The organism is Bradyrhizobium sp. MI1.3, assembly GCF_055811695.1.
Genome location: NZ_JBVVPQ010000030.1, coordinates 67,053 through 90,103, shown reverse-complemented (window position 1 = coordinate 90,103; position 23,051 = coordinate 67,053). Strand labels below are relative to the sequence as shown.

Sequence of the window (23,051 nt, the reverse complement as noted above, 5' to 3'; positions counted from 1 at the left end):
CCCCCCCCCCCCCCCCCCCCCCCCCCCCCCCCCCCCCCCCCCCCCCCCCCCCCCCCCCCCCCCCCCCCCCCCCCGGGGGGGGGCCCCCCCCCCCCCCCCCCCCCCCCCCCGCGGCTGCGTCGCCGCCGCCCGAGCCGCCGAAGCCCGCTGTGCCGGAGCGCAGGCGGCAGTAGGCGTCCCAGATGTCGTCCTGGCGAAAGCCAGGACCCATACCGCGAGGTCCATCGATTGCGGTCGATGGCAGTACCGTACGACTGGTCTTCGCCAAACTCCTCCCTGGGATAATGGGTCCTGGCGTTCGCCAGGACGACACCGAGTGCTTGGTCGAACGCTTCGTTCCTAATGACGCCCAAACCTAATGACGCCCCAAACAAAACGGAGGCCGTGAGGCCTCCGTTTTCATTCGTCATGCGTCTTGGCGACTGACCGCTTATCCCAGCCGGCCCGCTGCGTGAGCAAGCAGCGTGTACACCAGGCCCGTCTCGGAGGTCAGGTGGTTGCGCAGCTCCTGCGGGCCGCGGCCGTCGCGGGCGACTTCGTCGAGCAGGCGTTCGAACTCGGCGACATAGCGGTCGACCGTGGCCTTGAAGTTGCGGTCGGATCGATACTTGCGGGCGACCTCGTCAAAGGCCTTCTGGCCCGCGGGCGTGTAGAGGCGCTTGGTGAAGGCCTTGTTCTCGCCGCGCTGGTAGCGGTCCCACATCTCGGACGCGAGGTTGCGGTCCATCAGCCGGCCGATGTCGAGCGACAAGGATTCCAGCGGATTGCCGCCACCTTGCGGGGCCTGCGGCTGCGGCGCCGGTGCAGCCTGGCGGCCGCGCTGGGGCTCACGTCCGGTGGGCGCACCCTGGTTGGCGTCCGTGCGGCTCAGCAGGTCGGACAGCCAGCCGTCACGGCCCTGGTCGTTGCCGGCCGGTGCAACCGGCGGCGCTTCGGTGCGGCGCGAGGAGGCGGGCATGCCGAGGTCCGGCGGCGGCAGCGTCGAGGCGCTGGCGCTCTCGCGCATGCGCGTCTCGGTGCTGCGCGCGCCGACGGCCGCCAGCATCGGCTCTTCCTGGCGCTGCACGCTGGCGCGGCCCGTCGTGGAGACGTCGAGGCCACGGCCGTGCTGGGCCACGATGCGGTTGAGCTCGGCGAGGGCCTCGATCTGGTCGACGATCACCTTGCGCATCTGCGCAGTGCTCTCGGCGGCCTCCTGCGGCATCTCGAGCACGCCGCGGCGCAGCTCGTTGCGGGTGGCTTCGAGCTCGTTGTGCATCTCGAACGCCATCTGCTTCATGCTGGAGACGAGGTTGGTGAACTTCTCGGTCGACTGCTTGAACATCGCATCCGCCTCGTCAGTGGTCTGGCGGTAGATGTCGTGCATGGCCTCGACGGTCTGCCGGTGCTCCTCTTCGGAGGCCGACCGCACCGCTTCGAACTGGCGGGTGATCGCGGCGGAACCTGCGCCGGCGGTCTCCGCGACGACGCGGGCGATGTCGCGAGCCCGCTCTTCGGCGGCCGCCAGCGATTCATCGAGCAGGCCGGTGAAGCGCGACAGGCGCTGGTCGAGATCGGCGGTGCGCAGGTCGATGGTGGTGACGAGCGATTCCAGCGCCTCCTTGCGTTCGGCGAGCGAGGCGGTGGTGTTCTTGTTGCTCTGCTCGACCACCTGCGCGGCCTCGACCAGTGCCTTGCCGTGCGCGTCGAACTGGGTCGACAGCTCGCCGAGATCCTGCAGCGCCCGCGTGGTCTTGCTGTTGAAGACGTTGAGCTGGTCTTCCAGATTTTGCGTCGCAGCGCCGTTGCGCGAGGTGACGTCGTTCATCGCCGAGACGAAGTCGGCGACGCGCGTCACCAGCGCCCGCTCGAGCGAGTTAAGGTTGTCGTGCGCACCGGTCAGCACCTCCTGGAGCAGGATGTTGCCTTCGCGCAGTCGCTCGAACAGGGCGACCGTGTCGGTGCGCAGGATCTTGCTGGTCTCCTGCATCTCGGTGACGGCCGCGATCGAGACCTGGCGCGACTGGTCGATCGCCGCGCGCGAGGCCTGCTCGAGATCTTTGAGCGACTTGTTGACGGCACCCGTCGCCATCTCGCTCGCCGAGTTGATGGTCCGCGCCACTTCGGAGCCGTTGCCCATCATGGTCTGCGAGAACGCGTGGCCGCGCGTCTCGATCGACTTCAGCGCGTCGGACGTGACGCGGTCGATGTCGAGCGTGAGCTGGCTGGTCTTGGAGCCGATCGCGTCCACGAGCGAACCGCGCTTGGCGTCGATCATGTTGGCGAGACGGTCGGACTGCTGCTGCACGTAGGTGACGATCTCGTCGGTCTTGCCGGTCATAGCCTGGCCGAAGCTGCTGCTGGCGGCGAGCACCGAGCGCTCGACGTCCGCCGAGCTCGACTTGACCCGCGAGCTCGCCTCGTTGGAGGCGTTGATCAACGCGTTCTGGGCGTTGAGCGCGCTGGTCTGGATGTCGTTGGTCGCGTTCGCGGTGGCGGTGCTCAGCGTACGCTCGATCTCGCTCGAGATCGTGCGGATCTGGCTTGCGGCATCCGCCGAGGTCGAGGTCAGCGAGGTCTGTGCCTCACGCGCGCTGTTGAGGATGGTCGAGGCGGTGTCGGCACCGACCGAGGTCAGCGTGCGCTCGATGTCCGTGGTCAGCGACTTGATCTGGCTGGCAGCGTCCGTCGAAGCGGAGATCAGCGTGCCCTGGGCTTCGCGTACGCCGCTGGTGAGCGCCTCGATGGTGGCGCCGCCGGCGGTCGCCAGCGCGCGCTGCATCTCGGCCGCCAGCGAACGAACCTGGCCGGTCTGTTCGGCGGAGACCGCCAGCAGGGTGCTCTGGGCATCGCGGGCGCTGGTCGTGATCGTCTCGGCGGTCGACTGGCCGACCTGCGAGAGCGACCGATGCACTTCGGCGGCGAGGGACTTGACCTGGCTCGCCGCATCCGAGGATGCGTTGACGAGCGTGCTCTGGGCTTCGCGGGCGCCGGTCATGATGGTCTCTGCCGTCGCGGTGCCCGCCATCGAGAGCGAGCGCTGCACGTCGGAGGACAGCGCCTTGATCTGGTTGGCGGTCTCGCTCGAGGCCGCGATCAGCGCGCTCTGCGCATCGCGGGCGCCGGCGGTGATCGATTCCGCCGTGGTCGTGCCGGCCATCGAGAGCGAGCGCTGCACGTCGGCGGTGAGGGTCTTGACGTGGTTGGCCGCATCCGAGGACGCCGTGACGAGCGTGGTCTGCACCTCGCGGGCACCGGCCAAGATCGAGGCGGCGGTCGCCGAGCCTGCCGACGACAGCGTGCGTTCGACGTCGGCCGCGAGCCCCTTGATCTGGTTGGAGGCATCGCCGGAGGCCGCGACCAGCGTCGACTGGGCTTCGCGGGCGCTGGTCAGGATCGAGTTCGCGGCACCGGTGCCGACGGCGGTCAGCGCGCGCTCGACCTCGGCGGAGGTCATCTTGAGCTGGGCGTTGACGTCGGAGGAGACCGTCATCAGCGACTGCTGCGCGGTGCGCGCACCGGTCTGGATGGTCTCGCTGGTGTTGACCACGAGGTTGGTGAGCGAGCGCTCGGCGTCCTCGACATGCGAGCGGATCGCGGTCGAGATCATCTCGGCGCGGGACATCATGTCCTCGCTGGCCTGGCGTCCGCTGCTCTCGATGCGGCCGGCGACGGCCTCGACGCGCGAGCCGAGCAGGTCCTCGAACTGCGCCACGCGCACGTCGATGTCGCTGGCGACCGAGCCGACCTTGGTCTCGATGGCCTGCTGGATGTCCTGGAAGCGCGCCGTGACGGTGTCGGTCAGGTGCATGCTGCGGCCGTCGATGATCTCGGTGACGCCGGTGATGCGGCGGTCGACCGCCTCGATCGCCTGTGCGGTGCCGTCCGTGAGCGTCGAGGTCAGGAGGGTGAGACGGGTATCGATCGACTGCACCGCCTGTGAGGCGCCGTTCGTCACCGCGGTGGTCAGGTAGGTGAGGCGCGTGTCGATGGATTCGAGCGCCTGCGACGCGCCGCCGGTGAGGGTGGTCGTCAGATGCGTGAGGCGCGTGTCGATCGTCTGGATGGTCTGCGATGCGCCATCCGTCAGCGAGGTCGTGAGGTGGTTGAGACGGTTGTCGATCGTCTCGATCGCCTGCGATGCGCCATCGGTCAGCGACGTCGTGAGATGGGTGAGGCGGGAGTCGATCGACTGGATCGCCTGCGCGGCACCGTCAGTCAGCGACGAGGCGAGCGTGTTGAGCCGTCCGTCGATGGTCTCGGTGACCGACTTCGCACGGGTATCGAACGACTGTTCGAGCGCGGCGACGCGGCCGACGAGCTGCTCGTCGAAGGTCTTGATGTGACCATCGATCGTCGAGTCGAGACCCGAGATCTTGCCGTTCAGCGAGGCGTCGAGGTTGCTGACGCGCTCGCCAACCGTGGTCTCGAACTGCACCAGGCGCTGGTCGAGCACAGCCGTGATCGCGCCGCCGTTGGAGGTGAAGCGGGTGTCGAAATTGTCGACATAGGTCTTCAGCGATTCATGGATGTCCTGGGTGCGCTGGCCCATCCGATCGACGATCTCGCCGCCGAAGGTTTTCACGGTGCGGTCGAACTCGGAGATGTGGCGGGTGATCAGGGCGCCCAGCGTGCCGGAGTCGCGTGCGAACTTCTCGACCAGCTCGGTGCCTTGATTCTTCACCAGCTCGTCGAAGGCGCTCATCTGCAGCGACAGCGAGTCGTGCGCGGTCTCGGTCTGACTGACGACCTTGGCGACCAGCGTGTTGACGGTGGCGTCGAGCGCTTCGCTCGCCTTGTCGCCGGAGGTCATGATGTGGCCGGCGAGGCGGTTGCCGGCGTCGTCGATCTTGGCGGAGAGGTCGTTGGAACGCAGCTCGAGCTCGAGCAGCAGCGAGTCCGACGAATTCTTCAGGCTGTCATGCACCTGCTCGGTTCGCTCGGAGATACCGTCGACGATCGCGGCGGAGCGCTGCTCGAACTCGCCTGTGATGCGGTCGATGCGCTCGTTCAGCATTTCGTGGACGCGGTCGGCGAGGTCGACGAACTCGTCGTGGACATGGCCGGTCTTGAAATTGAGGCTGGTGGTCAGTCGCTCGCTGGCGTCGAGCACGGCGCGCGTGGTCTCGTTGCTGGCCTCCTCGAGGCGGTCGAGCAGGTCGCCGCCGCGCTCGCCGAGCGCGAGGATCATGTTGTCGCCGGCGTTGCTGAGCGCACCGGTGATGTGGGCGCCGCGCTCTTCGAGCGCGCCGGTGATGGACTTGGCGACCTCGTCGACGCGCGAGGCAATCGCGTCCGAGATCAGTGCGATGTCGTGGCGCAAATCGATCTGCACGCCGGAGATGGCGCTGCGGACCTGCTCGGCCTGGCCGACCAGATTATCGCGCTGATGCGCGATGTCCTGGAGCAGGGCGCGGATGCGCACCTCGTTGTCGGAATAGGCGCGTTCGAGCGCCGCAACCTCGTTGGCGACCAGCGTCTCGAGCTCGCCGGCGCGCGCGATGGCGCGCTCGATGCCGTCGCCCATCGCCGCAACCTCGCGGCGGATGGCCTGGCCGACGGTCACCATTGAATCCGACGCCGAGCCTTCCGGCTCGGAGAAGCGGATCGCAACCTGCGCCATCGCCTGCGCGACCGAGCTCATTTGCTGGCCGCGCCAGACGAGGCTCGCCAGGAAGAAGAACAGCATGATCGGCGCGAAGAACATCGTGACGAGGCCGGCAACGGCCAACACGCCGCCGCTCTGGCCCATCGCCGCCTGGATCGAAGGCAGGAAGCCGACAGTCAGCGCGGCGCAGGCCGCCAGCCAGATGACGGTGAAGATCGTCGCGCCGGTGTAGATGTTGCGGGTCGGGCGTCCCGTCTGCAACGTCTGCAAGAGCTGGCCGATGGTCGCACGGTCGTCATTGGCGGCGCGGCGCGAGGAGCGCGGCTCCTCGACCTGGTCGAACATCGCGCGTTCGTTCGCGGCAGGACGCGGGTCGAAGCTCGGTTCGTCGAACAGCGGGGGAGCCGGTGGCGCGACCGGAGGCGGCGTTTCGCTGCGCATCGAGGCGTTGCGGCTGGTGTCCGCCGCCGTGTCGCTGATGTTCAGGGCTTCCTGGATTGCAGAAAGCGCATCTTCTGTGGGGTCTTTGACCTTTTTCGGAGTGTTTGCCATGTTCAGTCCGAGCCCTCGTTACTTGTACGCGTCCCCCCGCGAGCTCTGCGCGCTACGCAAGCCCACAGTCCGGATCATGCCGCTTGCGCGGATCTCCGAGCCATCCCCACCCGGACGGCTTGTCCGCCAATTTCTCCAACATCCTATTGGCAGAGCGTCGCGAATGAAATGCCCGCGATTAAGACATTCTTAATCATCGTTAACAGGATCGCGCCGTAAGGCCTTAGCAATAAATGCAATTCTCCACCGGACTCGCCGGATTGCGGCAACTTTTCGTCGATAAACAGGCAGATTTGCGTAAAACGGCCGGAACATTTCGTTAACCATTTCCGTGCTTGGGTGGAGGGAACTTGACCGCCGGACCGGCGGACATCGCGCGATGCCGGGGCCTGCGCCATGACTCCTGAACTGCAACGGATGGACTGGATGCCCTCGCCCCCGCTTGCACCCATCGACAGCACGCTCGACCTCGATCATCTCTCCCGCATGACGCTCGGCGATTCCGAGCTGGAACAGGAAGTGCTGGCGATGTTTGCCGAGCAGGCGGTGCGCCTGATCGCGGCGATGGCAGCGCTCCCGGCCGAGGCCGGCGCACTCGCCCACAAGCTCAAGGGCTCGGCGCGCGGGATCGGCGCCTTGGCGGTGGCGGACGCCGCAGCCAGCCTGGAGACCGCGATCCAGACCGGCCAGGGCCGGCCTCACGCCTTTGCCGCGCTGAAAGAGGCGGTGACCGAGGCGCGCGCCGCCATCGAGGCGATCCTCAACACTTAGGGCGACAACACCAGACCCGTACTCTAGTCTTTTGTTTTGACGGGTTTTCTTCCCGCGAAGCGGTATTCGCGACTTCATCAAAACGCTATGGCGCCGGGCTGACCGACCCGTTATAGGACAGCCCGGACCCTCCTTCATTCCCTAGATCGCGGCAGCACGAGCACACATGGCCAAAATTCACTTTGTCGATCACAAGGGCGAAACCCGTACGGTGGACGTCGAGAACGGCGCGACTGTGATGGAAGCCGCCATCCGCAACAGCATTCCCGGCATCGAGGCCGAATGCGGCGGCGCCTGCGCCTGCGCCACCTGCCATGTCTATGTCGACGAAGCCTGGCGCGAGAAGGTCGGCAGCCCGACGCCGATGGAAGAGGACATGCTCGACTTCGGCTTCGACGTGCGCCCGAACTCGCGCCTGTCCTGCCAGATCAAGGTCTCCGACGATCTCGACGGCCTCGTGGTGGCGACGCCGGAACGCCAGGCCTAACGCTGTTAGCTATTCATGTGCTCGGCGGCGCGACCTGGATGCCGCGCTTGTGCCAGGGTCTGAGCTTCTCGAGCACTTCCGCGATCAGTGGCGTTGGCCGGCGCGACGCTTCGTCGATCATCACGGCGACGGATGTCGCCGATGCAATGCACTTCCCTTCCGAAAACACCACCTGCTCGAACGTCACCGACGTTCGTCCAAGCTTCGCGACGCCGAGGCCGAGCTCGATTGTGTTCGGCCAGTGCAACTCGGCGCGGAAATGGATGTCGAGCCGTACCATGATCCAGGCAAGTCCCGGCGGCGTCAGGCCGTATTCCGGAAGCTTCATCAGCGTGACACGGCCGGTCTCGAAATAGGTGGCGTAGACCGCGTTGTTGACGTGCTGGTTAGGGTCGAGATCGCCGAAGCGGACATTGTCGCTGAGGCGAAAAGGGTAGTCCTCCAGGCGCGGCGTCGTATCGAGGCGGCTTGGTGCGTTCACCGATTGATCTCCGTCATATCGTTGCCCGTTACAGCCCAGCTAGCCTGACCCGGCAAGTGGGCGCGGCTGCGGGGCGCTCCCGCTTTTATGCCTTCCCTGATCCATCCCCGTTGGCTAGACAGGCAGGGACACCTCGGCCCACAGGGCGCCGTCCCACCGAACGACCGATAAAGAGACGACATGAGCGACGCGATCAAAACCGATGTGCTGATTATTGGCGCCGGCCCCTGCGGTCTGTTCGCCGCTTTCGAGCTGGGCCTTCTCGACATGAAGACGCATTTCGTCGACATCCTCGACAAGGTCGGCGGCCAGTGCGCAGAACTCTATCCGGAAAAGCCGATCTACGACATTCCCGGCATTCCGCAGGTTTCGGGGCAGGGCCTCACCGACGCGCTGATGGAGCAGATCAAGCCGTTCCATCCGACTTTCCATCTCGGCGAGATGATCGAGACCGTGGAGAAGATCGGCGATCCCCTGTTCCGCTGCACGACGGACGCTGGCAAGGTGTTCGAATGCAAGGTGCTGGTGATCGCTGCCGGCGGCGGCTCGTTCCAGCCCAAGCGTCCACCGGTGCCGGGGATCGAAGCCTATGAAGGAAGTTCGGTGCACTACGCCGTGCGCAAGATGGAGACGTTCCGCGACAAGAACGTGCTGATCGTGGGCGGCGGCGATTCCGCGCTCGACTGGACGCTCAATCTGCATCCGATCGCCAAGCGCATCACGCTCTTGCACCGTCGCGACGATTTTCGCGCCGCCCCCCACAGCGTCGAGCAGATGCGCGCGCTGGTCGCGGCCGGCAAGATGGATCTGCGCCTCGGCCAGGTCACCGCGCTGTCAGGCAACGAGGGCAGGCTGAGCGGCGCCACTGTCAAGGCTAACGACAACAGCGTCAGCGAAATTACCTGCGACACCATGCTGCCGTTCTTCGGGCTGACCATGAAGCTCGGTCCGGTCGCGAACTGGGGTATCGCGCTGGAGAACAATCTGGTGCCGGTCGAGACATCCGCGTTCGAGACCAACGTGCCAGGCATCTTCGCGATCGGCGACATCAACACCTATCCCGGCAAGATCAAGCTGATCCTGTGCGGTTTCCACGAGGGCGCGCTGATGTCGCAAAAAGCCCATCGCTACGTCTATCCGGAGAAGCGGCTCGTGTTCCAGTACACGACCTCGTCCTCCAGCCTGCAAAAGAAGCTCGGCGTCAACTGACGGCGGCGGGCGATGCCCCATGTTTCTGGTGCTGGAACAGTTCGCGAAATCGCCGTAGTCTGCGGCCATTGCAGTTGGCGGCTTAGCAAGGCGATTGGCTCAGCAAGGTGATGATAATGCGGACTCTCTTTTCCAGCTTTCGGCTGTTCTCGATCCTCGCGCTCGCGATGTCGCTCGGTGCGGTGAGCCCGGTTGCGGCGCAAGTGCAGCAGCCGACCGCCGCAGGCCTCTGGCAGAAGGTCGAAGACGGCAAGACGGTGGGATGGTTTCTCTTCATCGACCACAACGGCATCTTCGAAGGCGTTATCGCAAAAACCTTTCCGCGGCCTGGCGACGACCCGAACGAGATCTGCGCGAAATGCACGGACGATCGCAAGAACGCGCCGGTGCTCGGCCTCTCCTTCATCCGCGACATGAAGCGCGACGGCTTGAAGTATGACGGCGGCAACGTGGTCAATCCGCGCGACGGCAACATCTGGAAGGCCAAGATGACGGTCAGCCCGGACGGACAGACCCTGACGATGCGCGGTTTCCTCGGCATCTCTCTGTTCGGCAAGGACGAGACTTGGACGCGTCTTCCCGACGCCAACATCGCGCAGGTCGATCCCGCCATCGTCGCCAAATATCTCCCGGCGCAAGCGACCGCCGCGACCAAACCCGCGCCCGTGCCCGCGGCGAAGAAGGGCGGCGCGATGATGGCGCCGGCGCCGAAGCAGTAGGGTCTACGTCGGGGCGCCATGGCGCCCGAACTTCCATAGCTCCACACACCGCTGTCATTGCCCGCCAAGGCGGGGACTCCGGTACGCCGCAGCCTCTCCGCGTTCTTGCGCGGTGTCACCGTGCGCAATCGCGCATGCGGCCGGCTGAGACAGCGGAGATCTTGGCGCGCGAGTAGCGGTCATACCCCTCGAAAGACGAACGCCTGCCGGACCCGCGCCAGTAGTTCCCCGGAATGCGCGGTGGCGCCGGATTTGCATAGCTATCCGCAAAGCTGCTGGGGGAATGAGTCGCCGTCCCTGACGCCTTCGCCGAGTCGCGGAGGCGAACGGCAACTATCGCCCCGCGGCGATGACCTCGATCCGCGGAGACGACATGAGACGTGCAATATCGTGTGCCGCCATGCTGCTGGTCCTGACGGTGCTGCCGACCGCCCCGACGCTGGCGCGGGACGACGGCCGCTACGCCAACTCGCCGTTAAAACCCTGGTTCGAGAGCCTTCACAGCGAATACGGCCAATGCTGCTCGGATGCCGACGGCTATGTGGTCGCCGATGTCGACTGGGAGTCCGAGAAGGGCCGTTATCGCGTGCATCTCGACGGCGAATGGATCGTCGTGCCCGACGGCGCCGTCATCACCGAGCCGAACAAGATCGGCCGCACCATGGTGTGGAAGCACTATATCGACGGCCATCCGCGCGTGCGCTGTTTCATGCCGGGCAGCATGACGTAGACCGAGGCGTCATCCCGCGCGGCGAGGCAGCGTCCGCGCGCGGCGCTCAGGTCACTGGCGCCGGATTGAACAGCGTCAAATCGTTGTGGATGCCCCAGCGATCCGACCACGGCTTGGTGCGGCCGCTGGCGACGTCGAGGATCAGGCGGAACAGGTCCCAGCCGGTCTCCTCAATGGTCTTCTCGCCGGTCGCGATGCCGCCGGCATCGAAATCGATCAGGTCCTTCCAGCGTCGCGCGAGCTCGCTGCGGGTCGCGACCTTGATCACGGGCGCAGCCGCAAGGCCGTAAGGCGTGCCGCGGCCGGTGGTGAACACCTGCAGCGTCATGCCGGAGGCGAGCTGGAGCGTGCCGCAGATGAAGTCGGATGCCGGCGTCGCCGCAAACAGCATGCCCTTCTGCGTCGCCTTCTCGCCGGGCGAGAGTACGCCGGTGATTGCGCTTGATCCGGACTTGACGATCGAGCCCAATGATTTCTCGACGATATTCGCCAAGCCGCCCTTCTTGTTGCCCGGCGTGGTGTTGGCGCTGCGGTCCGCGCCGCCGCGGGCGAGATAGGAATCGTACCAGGCCATCTCGCGGACCAGCGCGCGGCCGACGTCCTCGTTGATGGCGCGTCGCGTGAGCAGCTGGATCGCGTCGCGCACTTCGGTGACTTCCGAGAACATCACGGTGGCGCCGGCGCGCACCAGCAGGTCGGCGGCGAAGCCGACCGCAGGGTTCGCGGTGACGCCGGAGAAGGCGTCGCTACCACCGCATTGCAGGCCGATGACGAGATCGGCGGCCGGGCAGGTCTCGCGGGTGCGCTTGTTGAGGATCTTCAGGCGGGCCTCTGCCTGGGTCATGATCGCGTCGACGATGGCGCCAAAGCCGTCGAAGGCTTCGTCCTGCATGCGCACGATGGCATTGCTGACGCCTTCCGGCACCAGACGCTCGGGCGCGAGCTTTTCGCATCCCAAGCTGATGACCAGGATCTCGCCGCCGAAATTCGGGTTCTGCGCGATGTTTTGCAGCGTGCGGATCGGAATCACTGCATCAGGCGCGTTGATGGCGACGCCACAGCCATAGGCGTGCGTCAGCGGCACGACGTCGTCGACATTCGGATATTTCGGCAGCAGCTCGGCGCGGATGCGCTTCACCGCGTATTCCATCGTGCCCTTGACGCATTGCACGGAGGAGGAGATGCCGAGGATGTTCTTGGTGCCGACCGAGCCGTCGGAATTGCGAAAGCCTTCGAACGTGAAACCATCGAGCGGCGGCAACGGCGCGGGGACAGCGGTCGAGATTTCCAGCTTGTCGAGGGCAGGGGCCTCCGGCATGCGGATGCGCGCTTCGTCCACCCATTCGCCGGCCAGGATCGGCGCGAACGCATGGCCGATCACCTCGCCGTAGCGGATGATCGGGGCGTCCTGCGGGATGTCGACCAGCGCCGTCTTGTGTCCCTGCGGCACGAAGGCGCGCAGCGTCAGGCCGCTGGCGAAGCGGGAGCCGGCGGGAAGGCCGAAATCATTGACCACGATCGCGACGTTGTCGCGATCGTTGAGCTTGATGTAGCGGGGCTGCTCTTTCGCTGCGACTGACTGGTCCATGGAAGGACTCCGAAGTGTAGGGTGGGTTAGCGCAGCGTAACCCACCACCGTCTGCATCGGTCGAACCACAAGAGGTGGGTTACGCTGCGCTAACCCACCCTACGACACCTACGCTCCGTCAACCGGGGTAGGTATAGGCGGTCTTCACCGTCGTGTAGAACTCGCGGGCATAGGAGCCCTGTTCGCGGGCGCCGTAGCTCGAACCCTTCCGGCCGCCGAACGGCACGTGATAATCGACGCCGGCGGTCGGCAGATTGACCATCACCATGCCGGACTCGCTGTTGCGCTTGTAGTGCGAGGCGTATTTCAGGCTGGTGGTGCAGATGCCGGAGGCAAGGCCGAACTCGGTGTCGTTGGAGATCGCCAGCGCCTCCTCGTAGTTCTTGGCGCGAATGACGGTCGCGACCGGCCCGAAGATTTCTTCGCGCGCGATCCGCATGTTGTTGTTGGCTTCCGTGAACAGCGCCGGCTGCAGGTAGTGGCCGGGCGTTTCGCGCTTGAGCAGCTCGCCACCCCAGGCGAGCTTGGCACCCTCGTCCTGGCCGATCTTGATGTAGCGCAGGTCCTGGTCGAGCTGGCTCTGGTCGACCACCGGGCCGATATGCACGCCGGCCTTGAGCGCGTCGTCGACCGTCAGACCTTTCAGGCGCTCGGTCATCGCCGCAACAAAACGGTCGTGAATACCTTCGGTGACGATCAGGCGCGAGGACGCCGTGCAGCGCTGGCCGGTGGAGAAATAGGCGCCGTTGACGGCGACTTCGACGGCGGTCTTGAGGTCGGCGTCGTCGAGCACCACCAGCGGGTTCTTGCCGCCCATCTCGAGCTGGAATTTCTTCATGTTGCTCGAGGTCACGCAGGCCTGCGCGATCTTGCGGCCGGTCTGCACCGAGCCGGTGAAGGTGATCGCGGCGACGTCGGGATGCTCGATCAGGGTCTGGCCGACCACGGAGCCCGAGCCGACCACGAGGTTGAACACGCCGGCGGGAATGCCGGAACGGGTGATGATCTCGGACAGCGCATGCGCGGAGCCCGGCACCAGTTCGGCCGGCTTGAACACCACGGTATTGCCATAGCAGAGCGCCGGGGCGATCTTCCAGGCGGGGATCGCGATCGGGAAATTCCAGGGCGTGATCATGCCGACGACGCCCATCGGCTCACGGGTGAGCTCGACGTCGATGCCGGGACGCACCGAGGCGCCCTTTTCGCCGATCATGCGCAGCGCCTCGCCGGCGAAGAACGCAAAAATCTGGCCGGCGCGGGCGACCTCGCCGATGCCCTCGGGCAGCGTCTTGCCTTCCTCGCGAGCGAGCAGGCGGCCGAGCTCTTCCTTGCGGGCGATGATCTCGAGCGAAATCTTGTTCAACGCGTCATAACGCGCCTGCGGTGTCGATTGCGCCCAGGCGGGGAAGGCGGCCTTGGCTGCTGCGATCGCCTTCTCGGTCTGCGTCTTGTCGGCCTTGGCGTATTCGCCGACGAGATCATTGGTGTTGGAGGGATTGATGTTCTTGGTGACGCCGGAGCCGTCGACCCATTCGCCGCCGATGAAGTTCTTCAGGATCGCAGTCATAGCTTCCTCCAGAGTTTTTAACGAACCAGGCAGGGACGCTTGTCGTCGAAGGTCCAGCCGGGGATCAAGTCCTGCATGGCAATAGCGTCATCGCGGGCGCCGAGTCCATGCTGCTTATAGAGGTCATGCGCGGCATCGATGGTGGCCCTGTCGATTTCGATACCCAGGCCCGGCCTCTCAGGCACGGCGATCTTGCCGGCCTTGATCTGGAGCGGCTCCTTCGTCAGGGCCTGGCCGTCCTGCCAGATCCAGTGCGTGTCGATCGCGGTGACCTTGCCTGGGGCGGCGGCGCCGACATGGGTGAACATGGCGAGCGAGATGTCGAAATGGTTGTTGGAGTGCGAACCCCAGGTCAGGCCGTTGTCGCGGCAGGTCTGGGCCACGCGCACCGAGCCCTGCATGGTCCAGAAATGGGGATCGGCCAGCGGAATGTCCACCGCGCCGAGGCGCAACGCATGGGACAATTGCCGCCAATCGGTCGCGATCATGTTGGTCGCGGTCGGCAGGCCCGTTGCACGGCGGAACTCGGCCATGATCTCACGGCCGGAGAAGCCGCCTTCGGCGCCGCAGGGGTCCTCGGCATAGGCGAGGATGCCGTGCATATCCTTGCAGAGGCCGACAGCCTCGTCGAGCGACCATGCGCCGTTCGGGTCCAGGGTCACGCGCGCATTCGGAAAGCGCCTGGCGATTGCGGTGACGGCCTCGATCTCCTGCTCGCCGCGCAGCACGCCGCCCTTCAGCTTGAAATCGGCGAAGCCGTAATGGTCGTGGGTGGCTTCCGCGAGCCGCACCACGGTTTCCGGCGTCATCGCCTGCTGATGGCGGAGGTTGAACCATTCGGGCTTGCCGCTCTCGCCGCCGACATAGTCGAGCTTGGATTTGCGCCGGTCGCCGAGGAAGAAGAGATAGCCGAGCGTCTCGACGCTGGTGCGCTGCTGGCCTTCGCCGAGCAGGGCTGCGACGGGCAGGTTGAGATGCTGACCGAGCAGATCGAGCAGGGCGGACTCCACTGCCGTGACGGCGTGGATCATGACGCGGAGATCGAAGGTCTGCTTGCCGCGGCCGGCGGCATCGCGATCGGCGAAGGCGGTCCTGATATCGGCGAGGATGTTGTTCATCGCACCGACGGTCTTGCCGATCACGAGATCACGGGCGTCCTGCAGCGTCTGCCAGATCTTTTGGCCGCCGGGCACCTCGCCGACGCCGGTGTGACCGGCATTGTCGGTGAGGATGACGATGTTGCGGGTGAAGAACGGCGCATGCGCACCGCTCAGATTAAGGAGCATGCTGTCACGGCCTGCGACCGGGATCACCTGCATCGCGGTGACGACCGGTGCGCCAGTGATCTCGGTGTTAGCCATCGCAGGCTCCTCTCTGTATCGCTTGTTATTCTGCAGCCTGTTGTGACGATCGGATGGCGGGCAGATTCTTCACCAGCGCTGTCACCTCCGCGATCTCCTGCTCGGTGAGATCGGTCAGCGGCGGGCGGACCGGGCCGGAATCGCGGCCGATCACCTTCATGCCGGCCTTGATGATCGAGACCGCATAGCCCTTCTTGCGGTTGCGGATCGCGATCAGCGGCAGGATGAAATCCTTCAGGCCGGCGTGGATCGTCGCATGGTCGCGCTTGCGCACGGCGGCGTAGAAGTTGGTGGCGAATTCCGGAACGAAGTTGAATACGGCCGAAGAGTAGGTCGTCACGCCCATGTCGAGATAGGGCAGTGCGAAGGTCTCTGCGGTCGGCAGGCCGCCGATATAGGTCAGGCGGTCGCCGAGCTTGGTGTAGACGCGGGTCATCAGCTCGATGTCGCCGATGCCGTCCTTGTAGCCGACGAGGTTCGGGCAGCGCTCGGCGAGGCGGGCGAGCGTATCGGGCTGGAGGATGGCGTTGTCGCGGTTGTAGACGATGACGCCGATCTTCACGGAGGCGCAGATCGCTTCCACGTGGGCAGCAAGGCCATCCTGCTCGGCATGGGTGAGATAGGGCGGCAGCAGCAACAAGCCGTCGGCGCCGGCCTTCTCCGCGCCGATCGCGATCTCACGCGCGGTGGCGGTGCCGTAGCCGGTGCCGGCGAGCACGGGCACGCGGCCCTTGGTCTCGTCCACGGCGATCTTGACGACCTGCGGAACCTCGGCGGCCGTCAGCGAGAAGAACTCGCCCGTGCCGCCGGCGGCGAACAGGCCCGCGACGTCATAGCCGCATAGCCAATCCATATTGGCGCGGTAAGTCGCCTCGTCGAAGGAGTAATCCGCCTTGAACGGGGTGACGGGGAAAGACAGGAGGCCGGATCCGATCTTCTGGGCCATTTCCTGCGGGGTCATCTTGCTCATGGGCGCTGCTCCCTGGTCTCGTGTTGTGGAGGACGCAAAGGCTGCGCGTCCATGCGCCGTGGTTTAGGAGACCGTTCGATGCGGGTCCAAGCCAAAGCCTATATCGACCGATGCGAAATCAGCATCAATCTTCCATCACCTCCGCCGAGGACAATTCGCTCGCGATTTTGACGAGCGCCGACAGCAGCGGGTTCTCGTCGTCGCGGCGCCAGACCATGAACAGCTCGACCGGGACGCGGGTGCGCAGCTTCAGCGGCCGCAGGCGGACGTCCGCGATCTTCAGGCTTGCCGCCGCCGCCGGCACGATGGCGAGGCCGAGGCCGGCGCGCACCATGGCGAGGATCGAGTGGATCTGGCTCAGGTGCTGGACATAGCGCGGCAGAATGTCGGCGCGGGTGAACAGCGCTACCAGCACGTCGTGAAAGTAGCGGCTCTCATAGGGCGAATACATCACGAAGGGCTGGTTGTCGAAATCCTTGATCGTGACGCTCTCGGCATTCGCCAGCGGATGCTTTTTGGGGATCGCGGCGAGCAGGGGCTCGGCGACGACGCGGCGGCTGGCGATTTCCGGGCGCGCGATCGGGGGCCTGAGCAGCCCGGCATCGATCTGGCCTGAGGTCAGCGCCTCGAACTGGTCGCCCGACACCATCTCCTTCAGCGAGAAGTCCACCTCGGGCAGCTTGGCGCGGCAGGCGGCGACGAGCTCGGGGAGGAAGCCGTAGGCGGCGGCCGCGGTGAAGCCGATTTTGAGCGAGCCGGACTTGCCGAGCGCGATACGGCGGGCGACCTGCGAGGCGCTTTCCGCAAGCTTCAGGATGCGCCGCGCTTCCGGCAGGAAGCTGCGCCCGGCCGGCGTCAGGCGTACCGAGCGGCTGGTACGCTCCAGCAGCGGCGCATCGATGATGTGCTCGAGCACCTGGATCTGCCGGGACAGCGGCGGCTGGGTCATGTTCAGCCGCGCGGCGGCGCGGCCGAAATGCAATTCCTCCGCCACCGTGACGAAACAGCGGAGCTGATTGAGGTCGAACATCGATACATGCCTTAGATGGATAAGGCGTTTCCCCGGCGCTTCTAGCATCGATTACTCCCAAAACAAAGACGGCGGCCGTGAAGCCGCCGTTAAGTTGCCTGGTCAAGCTCCCATGGGAGCCCTCAGGAGGAACGTTTGAGCACCACGCGCTCGATCTTGCCCACGACCACGAGATAGGCGAATGCGGCCACCAACGCATTGGCGCCGACGAATATCAGCGCACCGTTGAACGAGCCGGTCGCGGCCAGGATGTAGCCGATCACGATCGGGGTGCTGATCGAGGAGAGATTGCCGAAGGTGTTGAACAGGCCGCCCGAGACGCCGCCGGCTTCCTTCGGCGAGGTGTCGGAGACGACAGCCCAGCCGAGCGCGCCGATGCCCTTGCCGAAGAAGGCGAGCGCCATGAAGCCGACCACCAGCGCCTGGCCGTCGACATAGTTGCAGGCGATGATCGACATCGACAGCAGCATGCCGCCGACGATCGGGATCTTGCGCGCCATCGTCAACGAGCCGGTCTTGCGCAGGATCGCGTCGGAGATGACGCCGCCAAGCACGCCGCCGATGAAGCCGCACAGCGCCGGCAGCGTCGCGACGAAGCCGGCTTGCAGGATCGACAGGCCGCGCTCCTTGACGAGGTAGACCGGGAACCAGGTCAGGAAGAAATAAGTCAGCGTGTTGATGCAGTACTGGCCGAGATAGACGCCGAGCATCATGCGGTTGGAGAGCAGCTGGCGGATGTGGTCCCACCCGGAGCCGGCCTCGGGCGCGCGCTCTTGCTTCAGATCGTCTTTGGGCGCGTCGAGATCGACCAGCGCGCCGCCGTCCTTGATGTAGTCGAATTCGGCCTCGTTGATGCCGGGGTGCTCTTTCGGCCCGTAGACGGTCTTGATCCAGACCAGGCCCATGACGATTCCGAGCGCGCCCATCACGAAGAACACGTAGCGCCAGCCGTAGTCGTGCGCGATCCAACCCATCAACGGCGCGAAGATCACGGTGGCGAAATACTGCCCGGAATTGAAGAACGCAGAGGCGGTGCCACGCTCGTTGCTCGGAAACCAGGCCGCGACGATGCGGGCGTTGGCGGGGAAAGACGGCGCTTCGGCGATGCCGACGAGGAAGCGCAAGCCGAACAGCACGGCGATCGCGGTGCCGGCGCTGAAGAATCCGACCCAGCCCTGCAGCGTCGTGAACAGCGACCAGACGATGATGCTGAAGGCATAGACGAGGCGGGAGCCGTAGCGGTCAAGCAGCCAGCCACCCGGCACCTGCGCGATCACATAGGACCATCCGAACGCCGAGAAGATGTAGCCCATCGCGACGGGATCGAGGTGCAGCTCCTTGGAGAGCGCGGGGCCCGCGATCGACAACGTGGCGCGATCGGCATAATTGACGGTCGTGACCAGGAACAACATGGTCACGATAAACAGTCTGACGCGAGACCTTCTCACGTCCGCTGCGGACATCACTGCGCTCATTTCGCGCCTCCTTAGAACTCGAACGTTTCCCCACTGCGACTCCTAGAGGTGCGCGCAGCGAAGTGTCCAAGTTCAAGGCAGTATCGATCGATGCCGTTTTTGGATGGATGGGAACGGCAGGGGGAGGAACGATTGTGAGAGAGTGCCGAGACGTGAGCCCCAATCTCGTCATTGCGAGCGCAGCGAAGCAATCCAGAATTCCACCGCGGAAAGACTCTGGATTGCTTCGCTGCGCTCGCAATGACGATGTGGAGAGAGCCCGCTTTTGCTACTACTGCTGCGCGCCCGGCAGTAGCGGCGCGAGCAGCCCGCGTGTCACGCCCGGCGGTGCCGCATCGAGTCCCAGCACGGCGCTTGCGGCCGGCAGCGCCGCGTCCGCCATCGCGGCGTGGCCTTCGGCGCTCGGATGCACGGCGCCGCCATAGACAGCGGAGAGCACGCCCCAGGTCGCGTCATGGATGTCGGTCGGCTGGCTTGCTGCCGGCAAGCCTTGCGGATAGGTCATCGCAGCGAAATAGCTGTCATTGGCGTCGCGGATCCACCGCGCGCGCGGCAGATAGGCGCGGAATTCCGAGGCGCCGCGGCCGCACAGCATCGGCTGGCCCGCCGCGCTCACGATGTCGGGATTGAAGCTCTGGCCGTTCTCGGCAAAGCAGGTGCGGTCGAATTCGGGATCGTTGCCCGAATGCGCGCAGAAGCCATGATCGGCGAACGCCGCCTGATGTGAATCCACGAAGGTCATGCGGTCGGCCTCGGGATCGCGGCACAGCGCGCCGCGGGTGCAGGTGGCGAGCCCCTTCAGTTGTGGCAGGAATTCGGTGTCGACGAAGGTCGAAACGCGGGCGAGGCGCTGCGGATCGGCGTTGAAGGACGGATGAATGTCGAAGCCGGCGCGGCCGCCGCGGCAGGGCACACCGCCATCGGCGAGCGCCGGATTGGCATAGGAGACGTAGACCACATGCGAGAGGTCGCCGCCGACCAGCGGCTTCAGCGCTTCGCGCAGCTTGACGAAATTCTGCGGCAGCTCGCGCGCCAGCGCATCGCGGGAATCATCGACGCTCGCCATCACCCCGGAGCGCCGGAATATCGCGCGCTCGGTTGCGGTCTCGACGATCACGTCGGCGACGAGGCCGGAGAAATAGACGTCGTTGGCGCCGACCGAGAGCAGCACGAGGTCGAGCGTGCGCTCGGGTTGGCGTTTCCGGGCCGCGGTCAGCGCCTCGCGCAGCTCGGCGACCTGCGCGTTCACGCTGATGTTGCAGACGCCGGTCTTGCCGGGCGGGCATTCGCGGGCGCGCTGCGAGCCGAGCAGCCCGTCGCTGATGCTGGCGCCGGTGCAGGCGAGCGGCAGAAAGGTCACGGCGACGTGGGTGTAGCGTACCGCGAGCGCCAGCGCGGTGCGGGCCTGGTAGCTGTAGAGCGATCGGTGGCAGGGCGAGTTGAACCAGAGCGCGCTGTAGCGCTGCCAGTTAGCAAGCGTATCGGGCGCTTCGCAGGCGCGGCCGCCCTTGAAGCCGGCCCGGCTCGGCCGGTAATACTGCGCGCCGGCGGTGCCGAGATAGGAGCGGAAGCAAAAACCTTCGTCCGACAGCGCCAGCGGCCGGTCCGGATTGCCTTCGCCCGAGGCGATGCTGTCTCCGAGGCCAGCGACGAAGATGTCGCGGACCTGGATCTCGGTCTGGACGCGCTGGGTCGGATCGGAGCCGGAGGAGACGTCGACGCTCGCGACCGTCTGCTTGCCGTAGCGTACCCGCAGATTGACCGGCTCGGCGCAGTCGAAGGTGGATTGTTGCGGCCCGTCGCCGTCGTCGAACGACCAGGCGCAGGTCGCGCCGACCGGCACCGCGCCGGCGAGGCGCACAGTGACGGGATGGTCGAGGGGGGTGAGGTAGTTTTCCTTCGTGTTGTCGCGGGTGCAGGGCTGGTTGACCCGGCCCTGGAGGTCGATGCAGAGCCGGTTGACCATGTTGCGGGCCCAGCCGCGGCCCTCGCTCTGGAGCTCCAGCGATTGCTCGGCGGCGAGGATGCTGCGGTTACGCGCGTTCTCGACATGAAGCAGGAAGTCGCGCTCCTCGCGGAACAGTCGGAAGCGGTTGCGCACCTCCCAGCTGATCTGCATGGCGCCGGCGTCCTGCGCGGCCGCCCGCTCCGGCGGCAAGGCGGTGAGGAGCCCGGCGAGCAGCAGGGCACCGGCGAGGAAACGGCGAAGGAATACAGGGATCATGGCCCGCGTTTTCAACGGCAAAGTTGAGGCGGAAATAAGAGAGCTGCTCTCCGCCTGCAACATTGGTCTGAAGGTTTTACCGGCCGCCGTCTAGCGGACTATCGACGGAGCATGATCTTTTCGGAGAGCCACTTCGCACTTTTCCGGATCATGCTCAGCGTTTGCTGGCCTGCCGCAGCGACCGCTCGCGCTCCATCGCTGCCACCTGCTTGGGCAGGTTGGCCTGCGCGCAGGCCTCCGCCAGCCGTCGACGCTCCTGCCAGGGCTCCACCACATTCATCCAGAGCTCGCGTGTGCCCATGATGGAGATGGCAAGACCGAACGGGATCACGAAATAGAGGATGCGGAAGACGAGGAGCGTGGCCAGAAGCTGCTCGCGGCCAAATTCGGGCAGCGCCACCAGCATGGCGGCGTCGAACACGCCGAGCGAGCCGGGGGCGTGGCTGGCGAAGCCGAGCAACGTCGCCAAAATGAACACCACGGAGAGCGACAGGAAATCGATCTGCGGAGTGGCCGGCACCAGAAGGTACATCGCCAGCGCGCAGAATCCGAGATCGACGACGCCGATCAGGATCTGCACCAGCGTCAGCGGCGCTGACGGCAGCACCACCTTCCAGCCCTTCTGGCCAAGCTCGCGGCGCTTCTCGCCCATGCACAGCCAGACCAGATAGGCGCCGATCGAGGCAAGGCCGCCGATCGCAATCAGCCGGTTGATCGACGACGGCAGCTGATCCATGTAGGAGGCGGCATCCGGATGGATGGCCATGCCGATCGAGAGCACGAAGATGTTACCGAGCCAGAAGGTCAGGCCCGACAGGAAGCAGATTTTGGCGACGTCGATCGCATTCAGCCCGTAATCCGAATAGATCCGGAAGCGGATCGCGCCGCCGGTGAAGACTGTGGCGCCGATATTGTGGCCGATCGAATAGGACGTGAAGCTGGAGAGCGCTGCGATGCGATAGGGCACGTGCTTCTTGCCGATCGTTCGCAGTGCAAAAAAGTCGTAGAAGGTCAGCGTACAGAACGCGAAGCATACGCAAATCGCCGCCAGCCCGATGTTTTCGCGGGGGATCTCGGTCAACGCGGTCAGGATGACCCCGGTGTCGATGCCCTTGAGGGTGCGCACCAGCGTGGTGATCGCGAACGCGATGATAAAGACGCTCGCCGCAACGCCGAGTCGCCGCCAGCCGATCCATCTCTTGAAGCCGCGCTTCAGCGCGGTCAGCAGTCCGTGCATTCATCCTCCCGGCGGGGGGCAAGACCGACCAGGCCAGACATTGGCCGGTCGGATGCGATCAGTGCCCGATGTGGGCTTGGATCGCTAGACATGATGTAGCTCATTTAAGGCAAAAACAGTGACTTGTGCAGCCCTTGACAAGGATAGGTTCTGTCTTGGACCAGCCACTTTGTCATACGCAGTTCACATCGGACGCGCGTTAAGCATATGAGTCGTAGGACCGGTCGCGTCCGTCCGTGACATGATTTCAGATCCTGCACGGCCGGCATTGTTCCAGCGCAAGGGATGCGGGCTTTTTTGGAACGACGATGCCGTGCGCTGGTTAGTGCCGCATCAGCAATCGAACATGGCGGAATAACCGGCTTCTCCTGAAAGCCGGTGCCTCCGTGTTCCCACAACCCGAGAGGATCGGACCGATGGGATTGTTCACAAAAGACATCAAAACCATGAACGACCTGTTCGTGCATCAGCTCCAGGACATCTATTACGCCGAGCAGCAGCTCACCAAGGCACTGCCGAAAATGGCGGATAAGGCGACCGATCCGCAGCTGAAGCAGGGCTTTTTGACGCACCTCGAAGAAACCAGGGAGCACGTCAAGCGGCTCGAGGAAGTGTTCAAGATGCACGGTGCGCAGGTGAAGGCGGTCGATTGCCCCGCGATCGACGGCATCATCGAGGAAGCCGACGAGACGGCCGGCGAAGTCGCCGACAAGGCGGTGCTCGACGCCGCGCTGATCAACGCGGCGCAGGCGGCGGAGCATTACGAGATCGTCCGCTACGGCAGCCTGATCGCCTGGGCCAAGCAACTCGGCCGCAACGACTGCGCCAGCATGCTCGCCAAGACGCTCGAGGAGGAGAAGGCCACCGACAAGAAGCTGACCACGATCGCCGAGAGCAAGGTGAATCTGCGCGCTGCAAGCTGAGGCCAGGCTTAGCCAGGATAGAGCGTCGGGGGGGGGGGGGGGGCGCCCCGCCGCCCGCCCCCCCCCCCCAAGGAGGGGGAATTTATTGGTTTTGGTAGAAAAAGGGGGCCGGGGGGGGTTTTTTTTTGAGGGGGGGGGGG

The 23,051-nt window shown here is 65.4% G+C and carries 17 protein-coding genes; 6 read left to right on the top strand and 11 right to left on the bottom strand.

All coding sequences use genetic code 11. The features are described 5' to 3' along the window. Positions 1–430: 430 nt before the first annotated feature. Together AC0L3A_RS22400 and AC0L3A_RS22395 are read right to left on the bottom strand one after the other, a co-directional pair. Positions 431–6,139 carry an apolipoprotein A-IV repeat region-like domain-containing protein gene (locus AC0L3A_RS22400; protein ID WP_473255205.1) on the bottom strand — a complete coding sequence of 1,903 codons (5,709 nt, stop codon included), beginning with the start codon at positions 6,137–6,139 and terminating at the stop codon, positions 431–433. A gap of 143 nt (positions 6,140–6,282) precedes the next feature. After that, positions 6,283–6,537: a hypothetical protein gene (locus tag AC0L3A_RS22395; RefSeq protein ID WP_354202139.1), complete on the bottom strand. Its 255-nt coding sequence runs from the start codon at positions 6,535–6,537 to the stop codon at positions 6,283–6,285. Here AC0L3A_RS22395 and AC0L3A_RS22390 point away from each other — a divergent pair. Continuing rightward, positions 6,536–6,910 carry an Hpt domain-containing protein gene (locus tag AC0L3A_RS22390; protein WP_473255204.1) on the top strand — a complete coding sequence of 125 codons (375 nt, stop codon included), beginning with the start codon at positions 6,536–6,538 and terminating at the stop codon, positions 6,908–6,910. The two genes, AC0L3A_RS22395 and AC0L3A_RS22390, sit on opposite strands and share 2 nt — an antisense overlap. A 166-nt stretch (positions 6,911–7,076) precedes the next feature. Beyond that, positions 7,077–7,397: a 2Fe-2S iron-sulfur cluster-binding protein gene (locus AC0L3A_RS22385; protein ID WP_007602043.1), complete on the top strand. Its 321-nt coding sequence runs from the start codon at positions 7,077–7,079 to the stop codon at positions 7,395–7,397. Between the two features lie 13 nt (positions 7,398–7,410). On the opposite strand, the gene AC0L3A_RS22380 is transcribed toward AC0L3A_RS22385, so the two are convergent. Continuing rightward, the gene (locus AC0L3A_RS22380) at positions 7,411–7,878 is read right to left on the bottom strand and encodes an acyl-CoA thioesterase (protein WP_354128015.1); all 468 of its coding nucleotides are present in this window, start codon (positions 7,876–7,878) and stop codon (positions 7,411–7,413) included. A gap of 180 nt (positions 7,879–8,058) precedes the next feature. Here AC0L3A_RS22380 and AC0L3A_RS22375 point away from each other — a divergent pair, with 180 nt between their 5' ends. From AC0L3A_RS22375 to AC0L3A_RS22365, 3 genes are all read left to right on the top strand, one after another. After that, positions 8,059–9,087 (top strand): NAD(P)/FAD-dependent oxidoreductase, encoded by a 1,029-nt coding sequence (locus AC0L3A_RS22375; protein WP_007602049.1) that lies wholly within the window; start codon positions 8,059–8,061, stop codon positions 9,085–9,087. A 116-nt stretch (positions 9,088–9,203) separates the two neighbouring features. Next, complete coding sequence (locus tag AC0L3A_RS22370; protein ID WP_354128016.1) at positions 9,204–9,806, top strand: DUF2147 domain-containing protein; 603 nt, start codon at positions 9,204–9,206, stop codon at positions 9,804–9,806. A gap of 373 nt (positions 9,807–10,179) precedes the next feature. After that, the gene (locus tag AC0L3A_RS22365; RefSeq protein WP_354128017.1) at positions 10,180–10,536 is read left to right on the top strand and encodes a hypothetical protein; all 357 of its coding nucleotides are present in this window, start codon (positions 10,180–10,182) and stop codon (positions 10,534–10,536) included. A gap of 46 nt (positions 10,537–10,582) precedes the next feature. Here the strand turns inward: AC0L3A_RS22365 and garD are convergent, their stop codons facing one another. From garD to AC0L3A_RS22325, 8 genes are all read right to left on the bottom strand, one after another. Continuing rightward, complete coding sequence (gene garD / locus AC0L3A_RS22360) at positions 10,583–12,124, bottom strand: galactarate dehydratase (RefSeq protein ID WP_473255203.1); 1,542 nt, start codon at positions 12,122–12,124, stop codon at positions 10,583–10,585. 118 nt (positions 12,125–12,242) lie between these two features. Then, positions 12,243–13,691: an aldehyde dehydrogenase family protein gene (locus tag AC0L3A_RS22355; protein WP_473255202.1), complete on the bottom strand. Its 1,449-nt coding sequence runs from the start codon at positions 13,689–13,691 to the stop codon at positions 12,243–12,245. 17 nt (positions 13,692–13,708) lie between these two features. After that, a complete protein-coding gene (gene gudD, locus AC0L3A_RS22350) occupies positions 13,709–15,052 on the bottom strand; it encodes a glucarate dehydratase (protein ID WP_354128020.1) in 1,344 nt (447 codons plus the stop codon). 25 nt (positions 15,053–15,077) lie between these two features. Beyond that, positions 15,078–16,022, bottom strand: coding sequence for a 5-dehydro-4-deoxyglucarate dehydratase (gene kdgD, locus AC0L3A_RS22345; protein WP_007602056.1), 945 nt, complete (start codon positions 16,020–16,022; stop codon positions 15,078–15,080). Between the two features lie 124 nt (positions 16,023–16,146). Next, the gene (locus AC0L3A_RS22340; RefSeq protein ID WP_007602059.1) at positions 16,147–17,052 is read right to left on the bottom strand and encodes a LysR family transcriptional regulator; all 906 of its coding nucleotides are present in this window, start codon (positions 17,050–17,052) and stop codon (positions 16,147–16,149) included. 122 nt (positions 17,053–17,174) lie between these two features. After that, a complete protein-coding gene (locus tag AC0L3A_RS22335) occupies positions 17,175–18,527 on the bottom strand; it encodes an MFS transporter (protein WP_473255201.1) in 1,353 nt (450 codons plus the stop codon). 271 nt (positions 18,528–18,798) lie between these two features. Then, a complete protein-coding gene (locus AC0L3A_RS22330) occupies positions 18,799–20,751 on the bottom strand; it encodes an SGNH/GDSL hydrolase family protein (protein ID WP_354128022.1) in 1,953 nt (650 codons plus the stop codon). Between the two features lie 154 nt (positions 20,752–20,905). Beyond that, on the bottom strand, positions 20,906–21,988 hold the full coding sequence (locus AC0L3A_RS22325) for a lysylphosphatidylglycerol synthase transmembrane domain-containing protein (RefSeq protein WP_219682805.1): 1,083 nt from the start codon (positions 21,986–21,988) through the stop codon (positions 20,906–20,908). A gap of 416 nt (positions 21,989–22,404) precedes the next feature. On the opposite strand from AC0L3A_RS22325, the gene AC0L3A_RS22320 reads away from it, so the two are divergent. Continuing rightward, positions 22,405–22,911 (top strand): YciE/YciF ferroxidase family protein, encoded by a 507-nt coding sequence (locus AC0L3A_RS22320; RefSeq protein WP_007602065.1) that lies wholly within the window; start codon positions 22,405–22,407, stop codon positions 22,909–22,911. Positions 22,912–23,051: the final 140 nt, after the last annotated feature.

What these genes read in the sequence shown, in the direction of transcription:
- AC0L3A_RS22400 (WP_473255205.1), bottom strand. Translation starts at nt 6,139, where the DNA reads ATGGCAAACACTCCGAAAAAGGTCAAAGACCCCACAGAAGATGCGCTT.
- AC0L3A_RS22390 (WP_473255204.1), top strand. Translation starts at nt 6,536, where the DNA reads ATGACTCCTGAACTGCAACGGATGGACTGGATGCCCTCGCCCCCGCTT.
- AC0L3A_RS22395 (WP_354202139.1), bottom strand. Translation starts at nt 6,537, where the DNA reads ATGGCGCAGGCCCCGGCATCGCGCGATGTCCGCCGGTCCGGCGGTCAA.
- AC0L3A_RS22385 (WP_007602043.1), top strand. Translation starts at nt 7,077, where the DNA reads ATGGCCAAAATTCACTTTGTCGATCACAAGGGCGAAACCCGTACGGTG.
- AC0L3A_RS22375 (WP_007602049.1), top strand. Translation starts at nt 8,059, where the DNA reads ATGAGCGACGCGATCAAAACCGATGTGCTGATTATTGGCGCCGGCCCC.
- AC0L3A_RS22370 (WP_354128016.1), top strand. Translation starts at nt 9,204, where the DNA reads ATGCGGACTCTCTTTTCCAGCTTTCGGCTGTTCTCGATCCTCGCGCTC.
- AC0L3A_RS22365 (WP_354128017.1), top strand. Translation starts at nt 10,180, where the DNA reads ATGAGACGTGCAATATCGTGTGCCGCCATGCTGCTGGTCCTGACGGTG.
- garD (WP_473255203.1), bottom strand. Translation starts at nt 12,124, where the DNA reads ATGGACCAGTCAGTCGCAGCGAAAGAGCAGCCCCGCTACATCAAGCTC.
- AC0L3A_RS22355 (WP_473255202.1), bottom strand. Translation starts at nt 13,691, where the DNA reads ATGACTGCGATCCTGAAGAACTTCATCGGCGGCGAATGGGTCGACGGC.
- gudD (WP_354128020.1), bottom strand. Translation starts at nt 15,052, where the DNA reads ATGGCTAACACCGAGATCACTGGCGCACCGGTCGTCACCGCGATGCAG.
- kdgD (WP_007602056.1), bottom strand. Translation starts at nt 16,022, where the DNA reads ATGAGCAAGATGACCCCGCAGGAAATGGCCCAGAAGATCGGATCCGGC.
- AC0L3A_RS22340 (WP_007602059.1), bottom strand. Translation starts at nt 17,052, where the DNA reads ATGTTCGACCTCAATCAGCTCCGCTGTTTCGTCACGGTGGCGGAGGAA.
- AC0L3A_RS22335 (WP_473255201.1), bottom strand. Translation starts at nt 18,527, where the DNA reads ATGAGCGCAGTGATGTCCGCAGCGGACGTGAGAAGGTCTCGCGTCAGA.
- AC0L3A_RS22330 (WP_354128022.1), bottom strand. Translation starts at nt 20,751, where the DNA reads ATGATCCCTGTATTCCTTCGCCGTTTCCTCGCCGGTGCCCTGCTGCTC.
- AC0L3A_RS22325 (WP_219682805.1), bottom strand. Translation starts at nt 21,988, where the DNA reads ATGCACGGACTGCTGACCGCGCTGAAGCGCGGCTTCAAGAGATGGATC.
- AC0L3A_RS22320 (WP_007602065.1), top strand. Translation starts at nt 22,405, where the DNA reads ATGGGATTGTTCACAAAAGACATCAAAACCATGAACGACCTGTTCGTG.